The organism is Scytonema sp. NUACC21 (assembly GCF_054684315.1).
Window position 1 is genome coordinate 115962 of record NZ_BAAFZH010000108.1, and the last position, 20651, is coordinate 136612.

18 protein-coding genes and 2 pseudogenes are annotated in these 20651 nt (G+C 42.2%); 12 read left to right on the top strand and 8 right to left on the bottom strand.

What is annotated here, in order from left to right:
- Positions 1-18: 18 nt before the first annotated feature.
- From ACYRY3_RS41025 to ACYRY3_RS41035, 3 genes and pseudogenes are all read right to left on the bottom strand, one after another.
- Entirely contained in the window at positions 19-2577 is a 2559-nt protein-coding gene (locus ACYRY3_RS41025; protein WP_460207589.1) for a DUF7925 domain-containing protein, read from the bottom strand.
- 330 nt (positions 2578-2907) lie between these two features.
- Complete coding sequence (locus ACYRY3_RS41030) at positions 2908-3042, bottom strand: hypothetical protein (RefSeq protein WP_460207590.1); 135 nt, start codon at positions 3040-3042, stop codon at positions 2908-2910.
- 39 nt (positions 3043-3081) lie between these two features.
- Positions 3082-3225 (bottom strand): annotated as a pseudogene (locus ACYRY3_RS41035) (element excision factor XisI family protein); the annotation flags it as partial.
- 72 nt (positions 3226-3297) lie between these two features.
- Between ACYRY3_RS41035 and ACYRY3_RS41040 the strand changes: the two are divergent.
- From ACYRY3_RS41040 to ACYRY3_RS41055, 4 genes and pseudogenes are all read left to right on the top strand, one after another.
- Positions 3298-3599, top strand: a pseudogene (locus ACYRY3_RS41040) (RNA-guided endonuclease InsQ/TnpB family protein); the annotation flags it as partial.
- 665 nt (positions 3600-4264) lie between these two features.
- Positions 4265-6457, top strand: a complete 2193-nt coding sequence (locus ACYRY3_RS41045) for a lytic transglycosylase domain-containing protein (RefSeq protein WP_460207591.1) — start codon at positions 4265-4267, stop codon at positions 6455-6457.
- 98 nt (positions 6458-6555) lie between these two features.
- Complete coding sequence (gene tatC, locus ACYRY3_RS41050; RefSeq protein ID WP_460207592.1) at positions 6556-7398, top strand: twin-arginine translocase subunit TatC; 843 nt, start codon at positions 6556-6558, stop codon at positions 7396-7398.
- Positions 7395-7730, top strand: a complete 336-nt coding sequence (locus ACYRY3_RS41055; protein WP_460207593.1) for a tRNA-binding protein — start codon at positions 7395-7397, stop codon at positions 7728-7730. Before tatC ends, ACYRY3_RS41055 begins: the two co-directional genes overlap by 4 nt.
- A 488-nt stretch (positions 7731-8218) precedes the next feature.
- Here the strand turns inward: ACYRY3_RS41055 and ACYRY3_RS41060 are convergent, their stop codons facing one another.
- The gene (locus ACYRY3_RS41060) at positions 8219-8869 is read right to left on the bottom strand and encodes a pentapeptide repeat-containing protein (RefSeq protein ID WP_460207594.1); all 651 of its coding nucleotides are present in this window, start codon (positions 8867-8869) and stop codon (positions 8219-8221) included.
- Between ACYRY3_RS41060 and ACYRY3_RS41065 the strand changes: the two genes are divergently transcribed.
- The 3 genes from ACYRY3_RS41065 (at position 8861) to ACYRY3_RS41075 (ending at position 11592) form a co-directional block, all read left to right on the top strand.
- Positions 8861-9313 (top strand): 3'-5' exonuclease family protein, encoded by a 453-nt coding sequence (locus tag ACYRY3_RS41065; RefSeq protein WP_460207595.1) that lies wholly within the window; start codon positions 8861-8863, stop codon positions 9311-9313. The two genes, ACYRY3_RS41060 and ACYRY3_RS41065, sit on opposite strands and share 9 nt — an antisense overlap.
- A gap of 512 nt (positions 9314-9825) precedes the next feature.
- Positions 9826-10698 carry an MBL fold metallo-hydrolase gene (locus ACYRY3_RS41070; RefSeq protein ID WP_460207596.1) on the top strand — a complete coding sequence of 291 codons (873 nt, stop codon included), beginning with the start codon at positions 9826-9828 and terminating at the stop codon, positions 10696-10698.
- A 195-nt stretch (positions 10699-10893) separates the two neighbouring features.
- Positions 10894-11592: a class I SAM-dependent methyltransferase gene (locus ACYRY3_RS41075; RefSeq protein WP_460207597.1), complete on the top strand. Its 699-nt coding sequence runs from the start codon at positions 10894-10896 to the stop codon at positions 11590-11592.
- A gap of 42 nt (positions 11593-11634) precedes the next feature.
- On the opposite strand, the gene ACYRY3_RS41080 is transcribed toward ACYRY3_RS41075, so the two are convergent.
- A complete protein-coding gene (locus ACYRY3_RS41080; RefSeq protein ID WP_460207598.1) occupies positions 11635-13326 on the bottom strand; it encodes an NAD-binding protein in 1692 nt (563 codons plus the stop codon).
- 180 nt (positions 13327-13506) lie between these two features.
- On the opposite strand from ACYRY3_RS41080, the gene ACYRY3_RS41085 reads away from it, so the two are divergent.
- A complete protein-coding gene (locus ACYRY3_RS41085) occupies positions 13507-14007 on the top strand; it encodes a hypothetical protein (RefSeq protein ID WP_460207599.1) in 501 nt (166 codons plus the stop codon).
- Between the two features lie 174 nt (positions 14008-14181).
- On the opposite strand, the gene ACYRY3_RS41090 is transcribed toward ACYRY3_RS41085, so the two are convergent.
- The gene (locus tag ACYRY3_RS41090; protein ID WP_460207600.1) at positions 14182-15360 is read right to left on the bottom strand and encodes a low temperature requirement protein A; all 1179 of its coding nucleotides are present in this window, start codon (positions 15358-15360) and stop codon (positions 14182-14184) included.
- Between the two features lie 77 nt (positions 15361-15437).
- On the bottom strand, positions 15438-17963 hold the full coding sequence (locus ACYRY3_RS41095; protein ID WP_460207601.1) for a sigma 54-interacting transcriptional regulator: 2526 nt from the start codon (positions 17961-17963) through the stop codon (positions 15438-15440).
- 115 nt (positions 17964-18078) lie between these two features.
- On the opposite strand from ACYRY3_RS41095, the gene ACYRY3_RS41100 reads away from it, so the two are divergent.
- Together ACYRY3_RS41100 and ACYRY3_RS41105 are read left to right on the top strand one after the other, a co-directional pair.
- Complete coding sequence (locus tag ACYRY3_RS41100; protein WP_460207602.1) at positions 18079-18600, top strand: phytanoyl-CoA dioxygenase family protein; 522 nt, start codon at positions 18079-18081, stop codon at positions 18598-18600.
- Positions 18557-18883, top strand: a complete 327-nt coding sequence (locus ACYRY3_RS41105; protein WP_460207603.1) for a hypothetical protein — start codon at positions 18557-18559, stop codon at positions 18881-18883. Before ACYRY3_RS41100 ends, ACYRY3_RS41105 begins: the two co-directional genes overlap by 44 nt.
- Positions 18884-18940: 57 nt before the next feature.
- On the opposite strand, the gene ACYRY3_RS41110 is transcribed toward ACYRY3_RS41105, so the two are convergent.
- Positions 18941-19111, bottom strand: coding sequence for a hypothetical protein (locus ACYRY3_RS41110; RefSeq protein WP_460207604.1), 171 nt, complete (start codon positions 19109-19111; stop codon positions 18941-18943).
- A 261-nt stretch (positions 19112-19372) separates the two neighbouring features.
- Here ACYRY3_RS41110 and efp point away from each other — a divergent pair, with 261 nt between their 5' ends.
- Together efp and accB are read left to right on the top strand one after the other, a co-directional pair.
- A complete protein-coding gene (gene efp / locus ACYRY3_RS41115) occupies positions 19373-19930 on the top strand; it encodes an elongation factor P (protein ID WP_460207605.1) in 558 nt (185 codons plus the stop codon).
- Between the two features lie 128 nt (positions 19931-20058).
- Positions 20059-20598, top strand: coding sequence for an acetyl-CoA carboxylase biotin carboxyl carrier protein (gene accB / locus ACYRY3_RS41120; protein ID WP_460207606.1), 540 nt, complete (start codon positions 20059-20061; stop codon positions 20596-20598).
- The last annotated feature ends 53 nt before the right edge of the window (positions 20599-20651 follow it).

Sequence of the window (20651 nt, forward strand, 5' to 3'; positions counted from 1 at the left end):
AATAGAGAGAGTAAAGTTCTAATTCACCTTGCGCTGGAAAGTAAATGTTCTTTCCTGTCCCGGTGAGACTTTGTCATTTACGGTATTTACGTATTTAGTTACGTCAGTATTAATGGTTGTTCCAGCTTGGTCACCCGTAGAGGTTGTGGCAGGTTTACTCTTAAAGAAGGTGATAGTTCCAGAAGCAGAATCTTTTGCAGAACCAATAACATTGCTGGTATCGATAGTACCGTTGTTGTCGTTGTCTAAAGCCCAGTTGTTCCCCTTGGTACCATCCCAAGTCGTTCCATCTTCAGTAATTACCACTTTGCCAGCTTCTAAGATGAAATTGCCAGTACCGGATTGAGCCTCAGAAATATTTCTGTATTTAATTTGGTACTCAATAATATTTCCAGAAGCGGGCTTTCTGGGTACATCATTGGATACATCTGCATCTATACCGGGTGTTGTCTCAAATACGCCCTGACCCGTGCCTACAGCTGGACCCGATCCTTCGAGTACGCGGGACAGTTTCACCATCTTTAAGAAGCCAGTGTAAACACGGTCAATTGTAATGTTATAAGCTTCCGTGGAATCAACGGCACCATTTTTATTGGAGTCAATAAAAGCGGTCAAGGGAACTGGAAAGCCACGGTTAATATCGGTAGAGAGTGGGGTCTCAGCAGGCAAATTGATTTCTACACCGTAGTTAGCGATACCACCTGATATCACCCCATCAATCCGAAGGGGGTTGTCTCCAGCAATGTTTTTACCGTCAACTTGACCCTGTCCTGATTGGAATACAAAAGTTTCACCATTGTATTTATAAGTTGCTGACAGGCTGTCATAACTGATGGTTACTAATGTATCCTGGGGCAAATCGCCAGGATTGACTGGAGATGTGGGTATTAGTGAGATGTTGGCACTACCCGTACTAGTATTCTTCAAAGTGTTGGTAAAGCTAACACCATTGGGGTCAATTGTTGCGCCGGGAACTGTACCTGCAGGTACTAATGAAGATTTGTTAGTGAAATCTTTATTGTTATCGTTTTCAGCAATTGCATCCGGTGCATCCTTTGGTCCATTCAACACAGAAGTACTTCCTGGTGTGGCGATCGTTACAATGTTTGCCTCTCCACCAGGCCCACTACCACTGTTATTGTTGTTCCCATCAATTCCAATTCCACTACTTCCTTCTAACTCATCGGGAATACCATTGTTATCGGAGTCATTTGGATTAATGAAACCGTCATCAACACTAGTTCGAGGAAGAGTATCGGGAATTTTATCGCCGTTGCTATCAGTACCGGTGGGGGGATTGGAACCATCGTAGTTACTGGGACTGTTATCGCCGGATTCATCGTAAACCGGAAATCCACTCGTGCTTGTACCAAACAACTGGGCAACGTTAGCAACAGCGATTGTCGCAGGTGTTCCGACAACTTCAACATTGATTTGGAAGCCCGTGACTGTCGTACCAGGGGCAATAGGTTCAGTTTTCACGAAACCGACCCGCCTGACAGTAGCTAAATCTGACGGTTCAGTCAATGTCCAAGTCGCCTCGTTGGCATTCAATGAGGTATCGGAAGTCGTATAAACAACCTGCCATCCCGTAGGAGGTTTAGCACTCGTCAATTTGGTATCTGCAGGAATGGCATCAGACACCAAAATGTAGGAACCAGAAAGACCGGGAATGGTTGTACCGACTAGTGGTGCGGGGCTGATTCCGTTCCCTGTCGGATCGTTACTCTCAACTCGCAAACTCAATTCATAGCTGAGAGTATCACCTCCAGGCCCAGGAGCACCAGCACTTGTTTGATTGGTACGAGTTTTGAGGACTGTCGCTAAAGTGTAGTTTTTCAAACTCGAATCTACCGTCACTGTTTGGGTAGCGCTGGCTTCACGAACACCATTGGCAGGTACACCATCCACTTCCCCAGGAACGGTTCCATTATCATTATCTACAGTATAGAGGTCTCCACCATTTTCGCTCCGTGGCTGGTTTTGAGCATCACCGGGCGTATCCCCTAATTTCACAGAAACGATTGAATTTCCAGTTGCGCCATCAGTCACCTTCACAGGGACTCTTACTAAAACAGAACCACCTGGTGGTATTGAATTGCTAACGCTACCAGCTGTAACTTCTACCCAAGTATTACCACCATCGTAGCTGATTTCTACCTTACCATCGATTTGCCCCGGACCTGACACTGTGGGTTGGTCTGGAATACGAACTCTGGTAGGGTCGTTACCGACGTTAGTTACGTTGTAATTGTAATAGATGGTGTCACCAATGCCGATTTTGCCATCTCCGTTTTGGTCGGTCTTAAATGCGGTACCAGAACCAGTGACAGTGATACCAGCAACCTCTGCTACAGTCACAACAACTGTATTAGAAGTCGTGTTAATTGTTGTTCCCGGATTATTGGGATCTTCATAAGTTGCCGTTGCCGTGTTGCTAATAGATTGACCTCCGGTTGTGGCTTGAGCTTTTACAGGGGTCACAGACTGGAAAATACTATTAGCTAATAATCCTGTTGCAATTAAATAATGGTAAAGCTTAGCTTTCCTGATAACTAACTTATGATTCGGTGGCATGATGAACCCGAAATCCTAAAATAGGATTTAACCTAGTTTTTTAAAGTAAAGTTGAATAAAATCATCTCCTGAAAAATTGCCAAGTAGCTTTAACTCAAAAACTTAAGTTTTAGAGTGTAGATTCTAAATATCAATTTTCAGTAGATTTCCCTGACTTGCTAAAAAGCAAATATAGGTGGTTGTTTGCTAGCCTTTTGATTCTTAGCGATCCAGAAGGTTTTAGCATTACAAGAATGTAGCTTTTGAACCTTACATCTATCTTCGGTGGTAATACTGAGTTAGCAAAAATTAATTTTATTAAAAAATATTTAAAACTATACAGTGTTGTTCCTAGAGAATTGAGAAACTTGGCATAAGTACTTCAGTATCCTTTGCAGCCCATAGCTGTACGTAAGTGAGGATAACTAGAGTGTTGGGACCGCGATCGCGATGCTGGATTAGTATGACCAGAAAATGGTCTTTCATTTGAACAGACCACTTTCCTAAAAAATAAAGGCTAGTACTTCAAGTCACTGCAAACTCAGTATATTGTCTCACATGAGGTGGATGAAACGCTAACACAATTTCCTCTGGTGCAATCCCCTTTTGTAAAAAATCCGTTGCTACCCCATCCTCTGTCCAATCTTCCTCAATCCAAATTTTGTTTGTCGCAATGATTCGTTTAATGCTCAAACAGCTTGTGTAACTCTCATAACTTTCTTAGAACTTTTCAGACATCCTCTAAGTAGACAGCGTCAAGATTTTGCAGTTAAGACTGCAAGAGAGCGCTTGTTCAGTCTAACGACTTGGTAGTTTATGAGGACTTGCAGGTAAAGAATATGGTTAAGAACCATCGTTTAGCTAAATCTGTCAGTGATGCATCGTGGTCACTATTCACAGATTGGGTGAACTACTACTCCAAAGTATTTGGTACATGGACTGTATCAGTTCCACCTCACTATACAAGCCAAGACTGCTCTGTTTGTGGGACACGAGTTAAAAAATCGTTGTCTACCCGTACCCACAAATGTCCAGAATGTGGAACACAACATTCCATCTCGCATCATTGATGGTGAAAAGATTAGCAAGATTAGAACTTGGCGTAATGTAACAGATTCCTTTAAAAACCTAACGGAAATTGAAAAATAGTCAAATTTTGGCTGATAAGAAGTTAAGGGAGCTGTAAAGAATAAATTATCCCCAGAATGTGGGAAGAGCAATCCTGCCCGTTCTTGACTAAGAGCGGGCTTTTCGACCTGCAGCACAAGAAATTTTGGGATACTTTTTGATTGAAAGCCCTAATACCGTTTTGTTAAGAATAATTTTAAATTGGGTTGAGTAGCAGCTATCCTAACAAGTACTTATGTTACTTAGGTTTTAGAATTCCTCAATCTCACCAGTGTTTTCTTCCCCCTAGAGAAGTATTTTGTCAGTTGTATAAGGAAGAAAAGAGGTACATCTATGAGATGTTCTAGCAAGCAGTCGTCTTGGCTTTGATTAGACAGAAGATCGCCAAACTCATACTATAAAAGCAATGAGAAAAGCAAAAAAGCAAAATTGATAACCGATTTGGCTGCAATTCCCACCTGTGAAAGTAAAGAATCAACTTCAATCCCAAATTAGAAATACAAAAGTTAAAAGTGGCGTGATTGACCACAAGTGATGTTAAAGTGGCAAGAAATTCATGTGAAATTTTCAGCGGGTATCGATGCTGAAGCAGCAACGGAAGAAAAAGTATATCCCTCTTATTGCAGGTGCTGGATTGTGTGCCTTCCTAGCAGGCGCAATGATGTCAGCCCCTCAGTTTGGTAAATCATTTAGCCATTTGCTGAGATTGAGTAAGAATCCACCAGAGCAGATCTCGGAAGAAAGCAAAGCTAAGTCAGCTGTGCTTCCACTGGTATCACAATCTCCACATGAACGCAGCGCAAAACTGGAAGCGATCGCGTTGGGAAGCGAAACCCAAGACCGAAATCGCGCCCGTTATCTTTTGGCAAGCGATTTGATTGACAAGAAGCAAGCTAAAGCTGCATTGGAGTTATTGGAAGGTTTGGAGGACAATTATTCACTCCTGGCACCTTACGTGTTGCTGAAACAGGCGCAAGCACAGGATCTTCTTGGGGAGGAAGGGAAAGCCTCAGATTTGCGGCAGAAAGTCGTGAAAAAGTATGCCAAAGAACCTGCAGCGGTCAAAGGGCTATACCTGATTGCAACTCCTGAATATCAGGAAAAAGCAATCGCCGAATTTCCCTCCCATCCTTTGACCTGGGAAATTATTCGTCAGCGTTTGCAAGAAAATCCGAATCAGCCGCGATTGCAGTTGACGCTAGCAAAACACGCCTACGACCAACCAGGAATTATTAGTGTCCTAGAGCAGTTGGCAGAAAACGACACCCTAAAACCCGAAGAATGGGAAATCGTAGGGACAGCGTACTGGGAAAATGGCGAATTTTTTAAGGCTGCGGCAGCGTATACCAAAGCATCTCGCACACCCCTCAATCTTTACCGTGTGGGACGGGGATATCAAGTAGGTGGAAAACGGCAAGAAGCGATTGCCACCTATCAACAACTTGTGAAAGCGTTTCCTGATGCCCAAGAAACTGGAACAGCATTGCTGCGTCTGGCAGAAATGGCACAGGTACGTCAAGATGCTTTACCCTATCTAAATCAAATTATCGGTAAATTTCCCGACAAAGCTGGCGCAGCACTGATAGAAAAAGCCAAAATTTTGCAAGCCCAAGATCCAAAGGCAGCCAATCAGGCATTGCAATTACTCCTGACCAAATACGGCTCAAGTGAAGAAGCTGCAGAATACCGTTGGAAAATTGCCCAAGAAAAAGCAAAAGCCAAAGATTTTAATGGTGCTTGGCAATGGGCAGGACCAATTCCCACTAACAATCCCAATAGTATTCTGGCTCCTAGAGCGGGTTTTTGGGTTGGCAAATGGGCATCAAGATTGGGGAAAAAAGAAGAAGCTAAAAGAGCTTATGAATATGTCGTTAATCGGTTTCCTTACTCTTATTATGCATGGCGATCGGCGTCCGTGATGGGGCTGAATGTTGGTAATTTTAATAACGTGCGCCAGATAGACCCGGAAGTAGTACCCTATCAGCGTGCCGTCCCAACAGCTGGTTCGGAAACTTTTAAGGAATTGTATTTGCTTGGTCAAGATCGGGATGCTTGGTTGCAGTGGCAAACCGAATTCGTCAATAAAATGCAGCCAACAGTCGCAGAACAATACACTGATGGCTTGATGCGGTTGGCACAAGAAGAGTATTTAGTAGCTATTGACAAAATTTCTAAACTGGAAGACAGAGAAACACCACAAGAAAAAGCTGAGTATCAAAAACTGAGACAACAATTAACTTACTGGCAAGCTCGTTATCCCCTTCCTTATTTGAAGGAAATTGAAAAGTGGTCCGAACAGTATCAGCTCAATCCCTTGTTAGTCACCGCCCTAATGCGTCAGGAATCACGATTTCAGAAAAAAGCCCGTTCTGTCGCTGGTGCTACTGGTTTAATGCAGGTTATGCCAGATACAGCTAAGTGGATTGCACCACAAATAAAGGTGGATAGCAAAAAAATTAACTTAGAAGACCCCAATGAGAATATCAGGTTGGGAACTTGGTATTTAGATCATACCCACGAGCAGTATGGCGGTAACTCCATGCTCGCGATCGCCAGTTATAACGCTGGTCCCGGTAACGTTGCCAAATGGCTGCAAATTCTACCAAAACAAGACCCAGATGAGTTTGTAGAAGCAATTCCCTTTGATGAAACAAAAAACTACGTGCGTCAGGTATTTGGTAACTATTGGAACTATCTACGGCTTTACAACCCAGAGATTTCCCAGTTAGTGACACGATATTCATCCGCACACCCACAGCTACCAGTTCAATGATCTTCCGACAGGTGTAGAGATGTTGCATCCAACGTCTCTACATAACAAAGGCTTACCCAGATACAATAGTTAATAAGGTGATGCCATTTTGTTGATTCATGACGCCTCCACAAGACGTAGAAACCAAACAGCAGTTTGATGAAGCCTCCGAACCAGAAGAGGTAACTGCTTCAACTTACCCCCGTGTTGACCTCGAAGAAGACAATGGCAAACCCGAGATTAACCCTCTCGATGAGTTGCCAGATGAGGTCGAAATGTCGCTTTTCGACCACCTGGAGGAGTTGCGACAGCGAATTTTTTACTCTCTAGCAGCTGTAGCACTTAGCGCTCTTGGCTGCTTTATCGCTGTTAAACCAATAGTTAGGTTATTAGAAGTACCAGCACAGGGAGTAAAATTTCTCCAACTTGCGCCTGGAGAATATTTCTTCGTCTCTGTCAAAGTTGCAGGTTATACAGGGCTGCTACTTGCTAGCCCCTTTGTGCTTTACCAAATCATCCAGTTTGTCCTTCCAGGATTGACTCGCCGCGAACGTCGATTGCTAGGACCTATTGTTCTCGGTTCGAGTGTTCTTTTTGGAGGGGGGTTAGTCTTTGCCTACTTGTTGCTAATACCAGCAGCCTTAAAATTCTTTATAAGCTATGGTGCGGATGTCGTAGAACAATTGTGGTCTATTGATAAGTATTTTGAATTTGTTTTGTTGCTGTTATTTAGCACCGGATTGGCATTTCAAATCCCCATCATTCAAATCCTGTTTGGCAATTTGGGAATCGTTTCTTCTCAACAAATGCTTTCTGGTTGGCGTTATGTTATTTTAGGAGCGGTTGTTCTGGGAGCTGTTCTGACACCATCCACAGACCCTCTAACGCAAAGTCTCCTAGCAGGAGCCGTTTTGGGGCTTTACTTTGGTGGTATTGGTCTAGTTAAGCTAATCGGTAAATGACGGAAATTACCTACAAAGAGTTTGAAAAAGTAGATATCCGTGTGGGCAAAATCATTAAAGTAGAAGATTTTCCCAAAGCACGCAAACCAGCATACAAACTTTGGATAGACTTTGGTGATTTGGGCATTAAAAAATCTAGCGCTCAAATCACTAAACTTTATGAAAAAGAAGATTTAATAGACAGATTGATATTAGCCGTTACAAATTTTTCACCCCGCCAAATCGCCGATTTCATGTCAGAGGTTCTGGTTTTAGGTGTCGTGCTAGAAGATGGTGAGGTGACATTAATCCAGCCAGACCGAGATGTCCCTTTAGGGAAAAAAATTTCGTGAACGACCTAACCCCCCTGCCCCCCTTCCCTACAAGGGAATGGGGGTTTTAAAGTCTCTCCCCAAAATCCTTTCTCTATAAGAGCGTTGCAATTGTTAGGATAGTGGAGATGGAGTTAGGACTTACGCACTGTACAAATTGACAATCATATTGCCAATTGTCAAAGTTTCGTGACAATGCCACCCTTCATTTTCAATTAGGGAACACTAATACCTTCAGGATGGGTGTTTATTAATGCAAAGTAAAAGGCAACAACTTCGTTATAAGCCACTTTGGGTTCCATTAAATCAAAGCCTTCTCTGATTAATTTACACTTGGCTGACTTAATAACAATATTAAATACTTTTTTTTCAGCATTAATAATTACTTCCTTTATTTTCTGCGGAAATTTCTAGAAGATTACTGCGTTTTTTAAATCTCATCTAAACATCAGCTAGCTCATCTTCAAAAAATTTTTGTCATAGAAGCTTGGCTTTCGTTTAACTAAGAGCTAGAACACTTCATCATATGAGTTCTCTTCTAAATTTTTGTTATATTCAAAGTAGTTATTAATTCCACCCTCGTAAATTTCGCCATTAGGCATGATTGTATCGGTCAAAGTTACTCCTCTCAAATCTACCTTATAATATTCAACTCCATTCTGGTCAAATCCACGTATCTTAACGCCTGTAAGGTTAGCTTTACTCATATCGGCACCTTCAAGGAAAGTGTCTTCAAGATTAGCGTAACTTAGGTCAGCACCTCTCAAAATAGCTTTGCTAAGCTTTACAGAGCTTAAGTTAGCTCTACTTAAATTTATATCACTTAGGTTAAAATTGGCTAAATCGTTATAGCTTAAATCAGCACTACTAAAATTGGCTCTACTAAGGTCAGCATTATTGAGGTTAGCACTACTAAGATTGGCTCTAGTAAAGTCAGCATTATTGAGGTTAGCACTACTAAGATTGGCTCCACTAAGGTCAGCACTTTTGAGGTCAGCACTAATAAGATTGGCTCCACTAAGATTGGCTCTACTAAGGTCAGCATCATTTAAACAACCTTCTTCTAAAGTTGCACCAGTTAAATCCGCACTAATAAGCTTGATTTCCCGAAAATCTACCCAACTGAGGTTTGCTTTTCTGAGATAGTTATTGTGGCTCACAATGCTGAGTTTGATAAAAAATGGTTTGGTTGTGCAAACAATGGAGGAAGTGTCTTACCAACTTTATTGAACCGTAATGATGAACCTTTGCCTTGGCTTTGTACCTGTACTGATTTTGAATGGCCTCGTCAAACTCGACCAAGGCAATCTTTGATTGAATTAGCAGCAGCGCATGACATTGGAATTTTTGGACTTCATAGAGCACTTACAGATTGCCAGTTAATCGCAAGTCTTTTTGATCGGATGGAAGATTTAACAGGTATGTTTGACAAAGCCTTAAGCCCCAAAGCTATGTTTAAAGCTAATGTTACTTACGAGAATCGGGAATTAGCAAAACAAGTCGGTTTCAAATGGGTTCCTGAATCAAAAAGTTGGATGCGAAGAATGGCTGTGGAGGATACGCTCAACCTTCCTTTCTCAGTCACGCAGATAGCATTCTCTTAAAAATTAATCTACTCACATTTTGCACTTAGAGAGTTTGATGTAATTAAATAGCTCAGTATGAGATCTAAGATCCTTGATTTAGCGATGAAAGCCGATTGAAAAAAGGTAGGGTTATTGCTGAGATTTTTACGTTATCTGGGTTGGTACGTATAGGTGCAAGATATGTGTCTAGAAACAATAGTTTACAACCTAGAAATAGGTTCGATGTGGCAATAAATTAAGAGTAAAAAAACGGTATATTAAGTACCGTTTTTTAATACATATTTAATTAAAAATCATTATTAAATACCAAAAAAATTAAGTAAAAAACAGCGATTACTACTAAAAATTTTATGACTGGGCTGTAACACTCACTGTAGAAAATTAATCAGTTCTAGGATTTACAAATAATCCTCAGACTACAATATACACTTATGGTTAGGTGGGAGTAAGTCACCACTTTTGCTAACGTAGTTACATACAGAGTTAATCACCCTACTCAGACAGTCATTGGCTGAAAGAGGTTAAGTATTATGGCTAATTTCAATCTACGTCTCCCCCAAAATGTTAGCGGTGACTTCTACGTCGATACCAGTTGTATAGATTGTGATACCTGCCGTTGGATGGCTCCAGAGGTATTTTCAGACATTGGAGAAAAGTCAGCAGTTCACCATCAGCCAGCTAACGAAAAGGAAAGATTGGCAGCACTTCAAGCTCTTTTATCTTGTCCCACCAGTTCTATTGGCACAGTTGAAACGCCCCAAGATATCAAAATCGCTCAGCTGAGTTTTCCGATTCTTGTGGAGGAGAATGTCTACCATTGCGGCTATCATTCCAAAAAGTCTTATGGGAGTGCCAGTTACTTTATTCAACTCCCTGAAGGTAATGTTTTGGTTGATTCTCCCCAATTTGCCCCGCCTTTGGTCAAAAAATTGGAAAAGATGGGGGGAATTCGCTATATGTACCTGACGCACAAGGATGATGTGGCAGATCATCAAAAGTTTGCTGACCATTTCAAATGCGATCGCATCCTCCATAAAGAAGAGATTACCGGAAGTACTCGTAATGTAGAAATACAGCTGACAGGTTCAGAACCCTTTTCCCTAACACCTGAGCTATTAATTATTCCAGTTCCCGGTCATACCGAAGGGCACACAGTTCTACTGTACAAAAACAAATTTCTGTTTACTGGCGATCATCTTGCTTGGTCTGATGAACTCAAGCAGCTTTATGCCTTTCGAGATTACAACTGGTACTCTTGGTCAGAACAGATTAAATCCATGCGCCAGCTAGCTAATTACTCCTTTGAGTGGGTGTTACCCGGACATGGGCGGAGATATCATGCCAATCCTGAAATCATGCGCGAGCAGATGGATAAGTGTATTGCTTTCATGAAAAGTCTATGAATTTAGACACAAATGTTCCTGATTTTTCACATTATGTGGAAAAGCCGACAAAAAACCTAACTTTCAAACCCAAAATTCAAAGTCTCTCTCCTTGTAGGAGAGAGATTTAGAGAGAGGTTTTCCATTCCACGTGAAAAGTAAGAGGTGTTTAGTGGAAAAAACAAATTAAATGTGTAATAGCTTAAAAGAATGTTCATGGAAACAAATTATCTGCTTCACGAACAGGCGTATCAAAATTTCAAAAAGACTGAAGGTTTTGTTGGTTGGGATGCTACAAATGAAGACTTTGTACGTTGTTTTAATTATGAATGGGAACGGCTATTTCAATTCGAGAAATTTCCTCGTAGCGGTCGGGTACTAGAACTTGGCTGCGGGGCTGGTAACATTGGTCTTTACCTTGCCTTTAAAGGATATGAAGTGGTAGGAGTCGATATTGCTCCAACAGCAATTGAATGGGCAATTGAGAATGCCAAGCAAGCCAATATTGAGGCAATAGAATTTAGAGTTGGTGATGTTTTACGGCTAGACGAGTTTTCAGATGAATCCTTTGATATTGTTTTGGACAGCCACTGTTTCCACTGTATTATAGGTAGCGATCGCTCTAAATTCCTGCAAAGCGCCTACCGCGTTTTAAAATCGGGTGGTATCCTCAGCATCAGTAGTATGTGCAACGAAGTTCCAGACACCGAGCAAATGAGGAAATACTTTAATCCTGAGACTCGCTGTTTGATGTTTAAACGAAATCCTAAAATTGCTATCCGCTACATTGGTTGGTCAAACGACATCATGCAAGAGGTCATTCAAGCAGGTTACTTATTACAACAGATGGAAATTCTAGATCCTGTTGATAATAAGGATTTAGCCATGTTACTTTTAGTAGCACAGAAAAAATGAATACTTAACAACAGAAGCCGATACAAACCAACCAATTTTCGTCTAACTTGCCATAACCTGTGTAGGAGAATGACGCCATAACTGATGTAACCTAGTTGCCGGCATTGTAAGATACAAAATATCTCCACCACTTAAGCTCGTTTCTAATAAATCCCAACCGTGAATGGTTTGGGAATTTGTTTCCAAATATAAAGGAACAAAGTCAGCGGACATAGCAGCTTCTCCCACTCGCAAACCACAAAAAGGATGTGCGGGTGTAATCAAAGTCGCAAACGCCACCCAAAGGCTATCTCCTGTGATGCCATTGCCAAGTATTTTTCCGCCAAGTGCTGCAGCCGCAAATGCTGGGGCTGCTAGTTCCGCAGGGCAAAGGACTGCTTCAAAGTCAAACACCTGTTGCGCCATACCAGCAAAATCGGGATCTGCGTAATGGACAATCACTGGCACTTTAGACGTTAATCCTTTTGCTTTCAACGCAATTTCTAAATTAGTAGCATCGTTCCCTGTCATGGCTAGTAGTGCTGCTGCAGTTTCTACATTGCTGGTTTTAAGTGTTGCGGGGAAGCTAGCATCAGCATGAATAACGGGAATACCCCATCCACGGGCAGTGTTGACGTACTTATTATTGGAATCGCGTTCAATCACAACAACTTCATGCCCGCTATTATGGAGCTGTTGGACGATTTTTATGCCAATACCACCTAAGCCGCAAATGATATAGTGATTGCGGTGAGGCACTCGTGCTGCATCCCAAAATTGTTTAAAGCGCGTACCTAAAATAAAATCATTAAGCAGGGCGTACCAAATACCAAAGACGGCTGCGCCAATTAACATCATGACAACGGTAAATAGCTTGATGCTCATAGGAGCTTGTGCTATTAATGCGTCGTTACCACCTGCCCCAGTAATCATGCCTACAGAAAAATACAGGGCATCAACAATAGACATATTGAGTTCGGCAGACACATAAGTGAGAGTGGCAACCAGAATAATAAATATTAAGACTAAAGCTCCCACCAAAACCGACTGAGCGTGTTGTTTAAATTGCCGAAGATTGGTAAAGACTTTCAGCAGCTTTGCAAAAAGTGATTTACGGCTAGGACGAATGGAAGGTTGGGTTCCGATGATGAGCCTATCTCCCACCTTCAACTCTTGTTGGGATGACACTGCAGTCACTAAATCCATCTCACCTTCTACTGGTAGATAGTAAATCAAAACTCGCGAGCGATCGTCCCATAGATCCCTTAGTTTTCGACCCAGCCAAGGGTGATGAGCGTGAATGAGTTCTTCTTGGATGGGCCAAGTTTGCCCAAAAAGTTTAATTTGTCCAATAGCTTTGTTACCCAAAGCGGCGAAGGTAAAGACTGGTGCTGCCAAACCCGCAACACTCATACTCAAATGGTTCGGTACAGTTTGATCCAGTCTTTCTCCCAAACTCGTGTTAAAGAAGCGATTGATAATCCGAATTCGCGGATTCAATACCCGCGCCTGCATCAGAATCGCTAAATTCAGTTCATCGTCAGGTCCGGCAATCACAATTGTATGCGCCTGCTGAATTCCTGCTGCAATCAGGGTAGTAGCTGCGTAAAGATCGCCAATAATCACATCCGTCGCTGTTTCATTAGGGATAGGTTGGTGATGAATGCCGACAACTAGTGCCCCCTGATGTCTCAGCAAACGAAAGACTTTATATCCGGTTAGTCCTAAGCCACAGACAATAATTCGAGGTTTCATGAATGGGCAGCATAACTGACAGGAAAAGCTGCATTTTAGATATTATTTACATTCTTGCTGACTTATCTTAAACAGAACTGTAGCTAACAACACGATAATTCTAAATTTCATGGCACTTTTGCATTTCTTCTACGTCCAGAATTTCTGGAAATAATTAAATTTCATAAAAAATTGCCAATTATGAAAAACTTAGCTAAAATAACCACTTTTCTTGGGTTTTTACCCCCTTTATTTGTAGCAAGTACACTGTCTGCTACAGCACAAACTCAACAACCACAAACATCATCAAGACCACTATCGGGACCCAACGTTACAATGAAAGTGCAGCGTATCTCTGGAACCTGCCCCGAAACAGTTGGATTGTGGTGGTTTTTACTGCCGTTTGAAGGCGGTGCAGAACATACAGTAGTTGCAGATACCAGAGGATTTGCTGATTCCACTAAGTTAGTTTCATCTAATAATAAACAATTTGTTGAATTCATTTCTCCTTTACGTAGTAATTACGCCTCTTGTATAGGTCAAACACAAAATCAAGAATTCAGTTTTTACAACGTGCAATTTAAAAATAAACAAGCACACTTTCGCGTAGACTTGCGAAGAATAACTGCACCTGCTCGCGAAATTACATACAAAACTATTGCGGCTTCTCGTCCCTATGTAAGGTGGTCTGTTGCCAATTAAAGTATAAAGGATAGGATGAAGGATAAAGTATGAAGGATGAAGGATGAAAAAAGGTTAAGAGGTTAATAAATGGATACTGACCTCTCAAGTTATTGATAGAATTTACTTTATACTTAATCCTTTATACTTCATATTTTATATTTTATACTTAATCCTTTATCCTTCATCCTTCAGTTAAATTTCTGGATCGACTAAGCGGGTTGTAGGACGGCTTTGAGTTGCATCTTGCACCACTTGTACAACACTAACTAAAGCTACAAGTCCCATGACAACAACAGGTAACAAACCTTTGGTCAGAAATGCAAGCGCTAGGAGAACAACCGCTGCTCCTATTCGATAGGTAGTACGGATTTTACAATAAAGAATAACTCCAAGACGGTGAAGCACACCTAAAGATAGGTAGCATAATGCAAGAGAACCACAAAGCAGCCAACGCAACTCATCAGGTAGTGGAACTTCTGGTTTGCTTAGTAATACAAGTTCCACTGCAACACCAGTAGCAGCAATGCCGAAAACGAGGGGTAAGTGGGTGTACAGCCAGATATTAGTAAGAAGTACCCTGCCCTCTGCTTGTGACCTGCGAATCGGTGTACCACCAAGATTATCAAAATAGACCCACCATAAGCCGATTGCAGTACATAAACCAAAAATTGCGGCAATAACAGTTAAAAACTGCCAATTTTGTTTAGAGACACCATCAACTACCGCAACAATTGCTTCACCTAAAACAATAATGGTAAACAGCCCAAATCTTTCTGGTAAGTGGGAGGGGTGGGGCGGTAACTGAAGCTGCACCTTGGTTGCTGTAAGGGGTGTAGCAAAGTCAATAGTCAGTCCCACTGCCCAGAATACAAAGTGCCAAGGTTTAGGTATAAAAGCTGATACAAACCAAAACAAGGCAGCTATTGCAAAACCCACGGCAAAACGAGTGGTTAGGGGACGTGCTGTGGGAATATGCTGTCCTGCACGGATGTATTCAATGACAAGAACGATACGACCAAGAGCATAGGAAATCGCAAAACCAGCAGAACTTTCATCCAAACCGTGGTGTATATTAACAGCCATTGCCGCTGCCGTAACTACGTGTAAACTTACTAGCAGTCGCCGCCCTATGTCATCGCTATCAAAGCGGTTAGCATAAAATGTGGTGCCAATCCATGACCACCAAACTGGTCTAAATAAAACTACAAATCCCAACAATCCTGAAAACGAAACATTGTCGTGGAGATAGTGAGCAAGCTGAGAAACTGCAACGACAAACACTAAGTCGTAAAACAGTTCCAGCCAAGTAGCGCGTCGTTCTTCTCCTTCCTCTTCAATACGCAAGCGTGGGGGTTGTAAAAAAGATGCCATAATGCTAATTGCTAATTGCTAATAAAGTTGTACCATTAGCCATTAGCCATTAGCTATTAGCTATTCATTATTGACCATTAAACATTCACAATAATCACCCACAGACTTGCACCCAATCCTACAGTTGCTAGGTGTTGCCAAAACAGCGAAAGCATGGGTTGACGAGCGATTTTTTGTGTCAGTACAACTGTTAAAAGCACTGAAAAAATCAAAGTACTGCCCTGTAAAAACGCAATCACTGCCGGATGAGCTACTAATGTAGGCAATTGGTCGCCATTGAGACCAAATGTTGCAAAAGTGACGGGTAAGATACGGCCTCCTTCTGCTAAAGCTAAACGAAGATAATGAGCTAAGGTACCCCCAAGCACAAGTGGTAGGTAACCATAAGCAAGTTCTATAAATGGTCGTGGCTTCAAGTGAGATCTAAAACGAGATAAACTATACGCTGCAAAGAGAAGAACAGCAGGAACAATCAAAGCACACAGTGATAGACCTAAATGGGGCAGAAACTGTGTGAGATCGATATGTAATCCCAACCAAGCTTGCAACTCTGGCAAACGATGGAGGTACACACCTCCTAAGAGTAAACACAGCAATGCTACTTCATAAGTCCGAGGTACATGAGTTGTCCACAGTTCTATCCCAGGAGGACGTAAATTGAACTCAACAGAACGATGTGGGCACGCTTTTAGGCAAGTCATGCACAACACGCAGTCTCGATTATCTTCTAACTGGGCGGGGTGAGAATATAGGGGACATCCATTAGTTTCCATTCCCTCATCCTTTTGAGGTCCACCCTTATAGCACTGATATGTGGTACAAGTTGCAGAACAAATTCCTTGTTGTGCCCGCAGTTCGGTCATTGCAAGTTTGGCAAATAGACCATTCATCCCACCAATTGGACAAAGATACCGACACCAAAAGCGCCTTTCAAAAATAGTCGAGAAAATGACCGCCCCAGCGGTAATTAATAGTAGTAACCATCCAGATAGGTAAGCAGTATTTGGTAAATTCCAAAGTTCTTCCCACAGAAAAATAAGGGTAAATAACCCGAAGAGAAACCACCCACCCCATTGTTCAGCTTGCTGCCTGGGCCAACGCCTTAGTGTTCGGGGAAACAGCCACAAAGACAGTTTTTGTGACACTTCTCCGTAAATCATGAAGGGACAAACAGCACACCAAATACGACCCAAAAAGGGAAATGCTAATAAGAAAAAAAACCACCACCAAGCCCAAAATAAATTGAGGGCAAAATTGCGATCGCGTGTTTGTGGACCCACAAACAGTATCGCAACAATAATGGGAAAGGCAATTAAAGTAAAACCATAATTGATACGATCTGGCCACCAAGAACTGCGGAGAAAGTTTCGGAGTTTGGGATAAGCATTTAAAAGATTGACCCGAAATCTCTTTTTCTTAGTTTCGGCTGACCACAGAATTTCTTCTGTCAGTTCTTTTGCCTCGCCTGCTTGTACTATGGCTCGTTCCACCAGGCTTTGTAACTCCTTCAGGTTCCCTGGAAAATCATAGGATTGCAAGCGGCGCAGTGCTTCTGGTGTTACTCTTGGTCGTGGAATTCCTCGTGCCCGAGTATAAAGACTGATGTAAAACTCAGCTTGTGCTTTGATATCAGTTTTCCGCACTCGCAATGGAGGCACTTTGATAACATGACCCACAGCATGGTCAATAGTAGATTGGGTTTTTTCTGCAATAATTAAGATACGGGCGCGGCTGGTACGAGGTTCAGCAGTTGCTTCTCCCAAACGAGTTACGGGGTTGTATTGACCCGTTTGTAACAATTGTGCCAAAGCAGGTAACAACTCGGGGGGTGTTTCTTGGATGTTGTTGAGAACTAAAGTACCTTCCCCAAGCCATTCCAACAGTCCTGGTTTACCACCGAAGCGACCAAACAAATCTGCACCGCTTGTTTGCAGGATACCACAGTTGACTTTGATGATGGGTTCTCGTCTATAAGGTGAACCAAAATGAATCAAAGCAGCTATATTGTCTTTTTCTAGCCCTGGTTCGCCGAAAATTAATACCGATTTACGCTCAAGAGCGGCTTTTCTAATTTCCTCTCGCAAGCGCACTGCATAACGGCTTGTCCCCACAATCCCACGTCGTGCTTTGGTAACTAAGTAGGGTCGCAGGGCAACAGAACGTTCTTGTTCGTAGGTTAGAGCAGATGTCAGTTGCGCTAATTCTTGTGCCATCCGACGAGAAACCGCTTGAGCAATTTCGGGGTATTGAGTCACTATTTCCCGAAATTTTGTAGCAGGCACAACCCAGAAGTGGCATTCCGTAACTGTTTCAATTGTGCGTTGAGCCAATTCACCTAGCAGGAGTTCTTGTAGGTGAATAACTGCTCCAGGGAGTAGCCCAACAGCTAACGTTGGGTTAGTTGGATTGCTACTTTCGCTTTCCAACTTACCTTTTAAAAGAATATATAGCGCGTCTGGAGAAAACCCTTCGGTCACTAAACGATAGTTTGCTGGAAAAACTTTTTCTTCAATGACTTGAGCTAACGCGTTTAACGATGCAGGCGAGAGAAGCTCTAAAGGGGTACGTTCTTGTAGCCATATGAATTTTTCTGGAGATATCATGGATGGTTCTCTTAATTTGCAAAGCGTAAGCAATCGGGATGATTACCGAAACGTTGTAACAAGATTTAACACCTATTTGATGGTTATTGCGATCGCTTGCTCTTAAAATTAGTATATGACCATACAACGTTATAACCAACAAGAAATTAAATCATTTACCCAAGCAGTATTAAATGATGGGTACTGCATGTTGCCCAATCACATATCTCCGGTAACACTCAATGCTTGGCGTGAGGCTTTTGCACCATTGCTTCAGGATTATATTGAGGGTGAAGGCAAGCTGCAGAATCGAGGTTCAGCCCGCTATTATGTCACGCTTCCGTTTACAACTCCTTTTGCCGATCCAAATATTTACGAAGATGAGGATATTTTGGCGATTGTCGAACTGTTAGTAGGCAAAGACATGGTGATGTGCCAGTTGGCAACCGACACGCCATTGCTTGGTTCGGAATATCAGGATGTGCATCGAGATACTTTGCCACTGTTTCCCGAAACTGGTCAGGAAACGCCCCCGTATCAACTTGCAGTAAATTTCCCGCTTGTCGATATCACCCTAGAAAATGGACCAATGGAAATTACACGCGGCACACATTATGATGTCGAAGGAAGAAGGGCTGCGCCGCATGGAGTCGGGTGAGATCCAATTAGAACCAGTCACAATGCGAGTTGGTGACGTGTTGATCCGCGATGTCCGGGGTTTGCACCGAGGGACACCCAACCGCACAGCAACGCCACGTCCAATGGTGGTCATTGGCTATAGCCGCCGATGGCTGTTTCGTCCTGAGGTGTGTATTCATGTTCCACAATCGGCTATGGATAAACTTTCCCCTCGCGCTCGTTACTTGTTACGTTTTAACCCAATTGTTTCTTCAATTGAAGATAAACCTAAAGAAGAAGTTTATCAGTCCTTCGCGTATTAAAACTCAATATGTAGGGTGGGCACTGCCCGCCTTACTTAATATCTGGTATAAATATTACTATCCCTGTTCTAAACTTCCTGAAACTAGCAACGCACCACCAATTCCCCGAACTGCCCTGGCAATAATAAGCTGGTTGATATCTAGTGATAGACCGCACCATACCGAAGCTAGATCGAACAGAAGAACACTGCTTGCGAAAATGCGCCGTCTTCCAACGCCATCGCCCAAAACTAAAACTCTCTTTATTCCACGGATTTTTGTTGATTTGTCAATATTTTATTGACTGTTGGTGGTATAATGTACCCAAAAAAATCAGCAAAAATGCTTTTAATTTTTATTTTTTATTTTTTAGCTAATCTTACAGGAGCTTGACCCCGTTCCCTGTTCCCTTTTGCTAAGTACTAATAACTAATCAGCAAGGATTAATGACTAATTACTCCTAATGGGGGTTAAAATAAATCCCGATTGTCTCCAAAATGTGAAGGTTTCATGATTTCCAGTAACGATTTTCGACCTGGCGTATCTATAGTGTTAGATGGGTCTGTATGGCGAGTGGTGGAATTCCTCCATGTTAAACCAGGTAAGGGCTCTGCATTTGTACGGACAAAACTGAAAAATGCTCAGAGTGGGAACGTCGTGGAAAGAACGTTCCGCGCTGGAGAAACAGTTCCCCAAGCTAACCTGGAAAAAAGCACAATGCAACATACTTATAAAGACGGTGAAGAATACGTCTTTATGGATATGGAAACTTATGAAGAAGGCAGATTGAGCGTCGCTCAAATCGGCGAACGTGTAAAATACCTCAAAGAAGGTATGGAAGTGAACGTAGTTCGTTGGGATGACCAAGTCCTAGAGGTAGAACTGCCCAACTCGGTGGTATTGGAAGTTGTACAAACAGATCCGGGTGTTAAGGGTGATACCGCAACAGGTGGTTCAAAGCCTGCAACTGTGGAAACAGGAGCAATGGTCATGGTTCCACTATTTATTTCCCAGGGAGAGCGTATCCGTATCGACACTCGTAACGATACATACCTTGGCAGGGAATAACCCTCTTTTCACCTCGAATATGCAAATCCCAAGTTTCATCCGTTACAGGGATTTGTGTCCCTGCCTTAACAAAAATTAACTTTACGGATGGGTCTGTCTACTACCTGATGCAAGAGGTAAGAAAAACTGTGCCATTGGACTTTAACGAAATTCGCCAACTACTGACAACTATTGCACAAACAGACATTGCAGAAGTCACTCTCAAAAGTGATGATTTTGAATTGACCGTTCGTAAGGCTGTAAATGTCAACAATCAAGTATTGTCAGTAAGTCAAGTGGGGGTAAGTGCGGTTAGTTCGGGATTGACTGCGCTTCCACCACCATCGGTAGTACCACCCAGCGCGACGGAAATTGTCTCTAGTGATAGCAGTGCTGTTACTAGAGGTGTAACCTCGCCCACAACTTCTTCTCCCGTCATTGACTCAAAACTAGTTGAAATTCATTCTCCAATGGTGGGAACGTTTTACCGCGCCCCCGGTCCAAACGAAACGCCATTCGTGCAAGTGGGCGATCGCGTTAAGAGCAATCAAACAGTTTGTATTATAGAAGCAATGAAACTTATGAATGAAATTGAATCGGAAGTATCAGGACAAGTGATGGAAATTCTCGTACAAAATGGTGAACCAGTAGAATTTGGTCAACCTTTGATGCGAATTAAGCCAGATTAAGTATTAATCTATATATCGAATGGTCATTGTTAAATTTTTCAGTTGCGTCCTTA

Coding starts and splice junctions, on each gene's coding strand:
- ACYRY3_RS41025 (WP_460207589.1), bottom strand. CDS start 2,577: ATGCCACCGAATCATAAGTTAGTTATCAGGAAAGCTAAGCTTTACCAT.
- ACYRY3_RS41030 (WP_460207590.1), bottom strand. CDS start 3,042: ATGAAAGACCATTTTCTGGTCATACTAATCCAGCATCGCGATCGCGGT.
- ACYRY3_RS41045 (WP_460207591.1), top strand. CDS start 4,265: ATGCTGAAGCAGCAACGGAAGAAAAAGTATATCCCTCTTATTGCAGGT.
- tatC (WP_460207592.1), top strand. CDS start 6,556: ATGACGCCTCCACAAGACGTAGAAACCAAACAGCAGTTTGATGAAGCC.
- ACYRY3_RS41055 (WP_460207593.1), top strand. CDS start 7,395: ATGACGGAAATTACCTACAAAGAGTTTGAAAAAGTAGATATCCGTGTG.
- ACYRY3_RS41070 (WP_460207596.1), top strand. CDS start 9,826: ATGGCTAATTTCAATCTACGTCTCCCCCAAAATGTTAGCGGTGACTTC.
- ACYRY3_RS41075 (WP_460207597.1), top strand. CDS start 10,894: ATGGAAACAAATTATCTGCTTCACGAACAGGCGTATCAAAATTTCAAA.
- ACYRY3_RS41080 (WP_460207598.1), bottom strand. CDS start 13,326: ATGAAACCTCGAATTATTGTCTGTGGCTTAGGACTAACCGGATATAAA.
- ACYRY3_RS41085 (WP_460207599.1), top strand. CDS start 13,507: ATGAAAAACTTAGCTAAAATAACCACTTTTCTTGGGTTTTTACCCCCT.
- ACYRY3_RS41090 (WP_460207600.1), bottom strand. CDS start 15,360: ATGGCATCTTTTTTACAACCCCCACGCTTGCGTATTGAAGAGGAAGGA.
- ACYRY3_RS41095 (WP_460207601.1), bottom strand. CDS start 17,963: ATGATATCTCCAGAAAAATTCATATGGCTACAAGAACGTACCCCTTTA.
- ACYRY3_RS41100 (WP_460207602.1), top strand. CDS start 18,079: ATGACCATACAACGTTATAACCAACAAGAAATTAAATCATTTACCCAA.
- ACYRY3_RS41105 (WP_460207603.1), top strand. CDS start 18,557: ATGATGTCGAAGGAAGAAGGGCTGCGCCGCATGGAGTCGGGTGAGATC.
- efp (WP_460207605.1), top strand. CDS start 19,373: ATGATTTCCAGTAACGATTTTCGACCTGGCGTATCTATAGTGTTAGAT.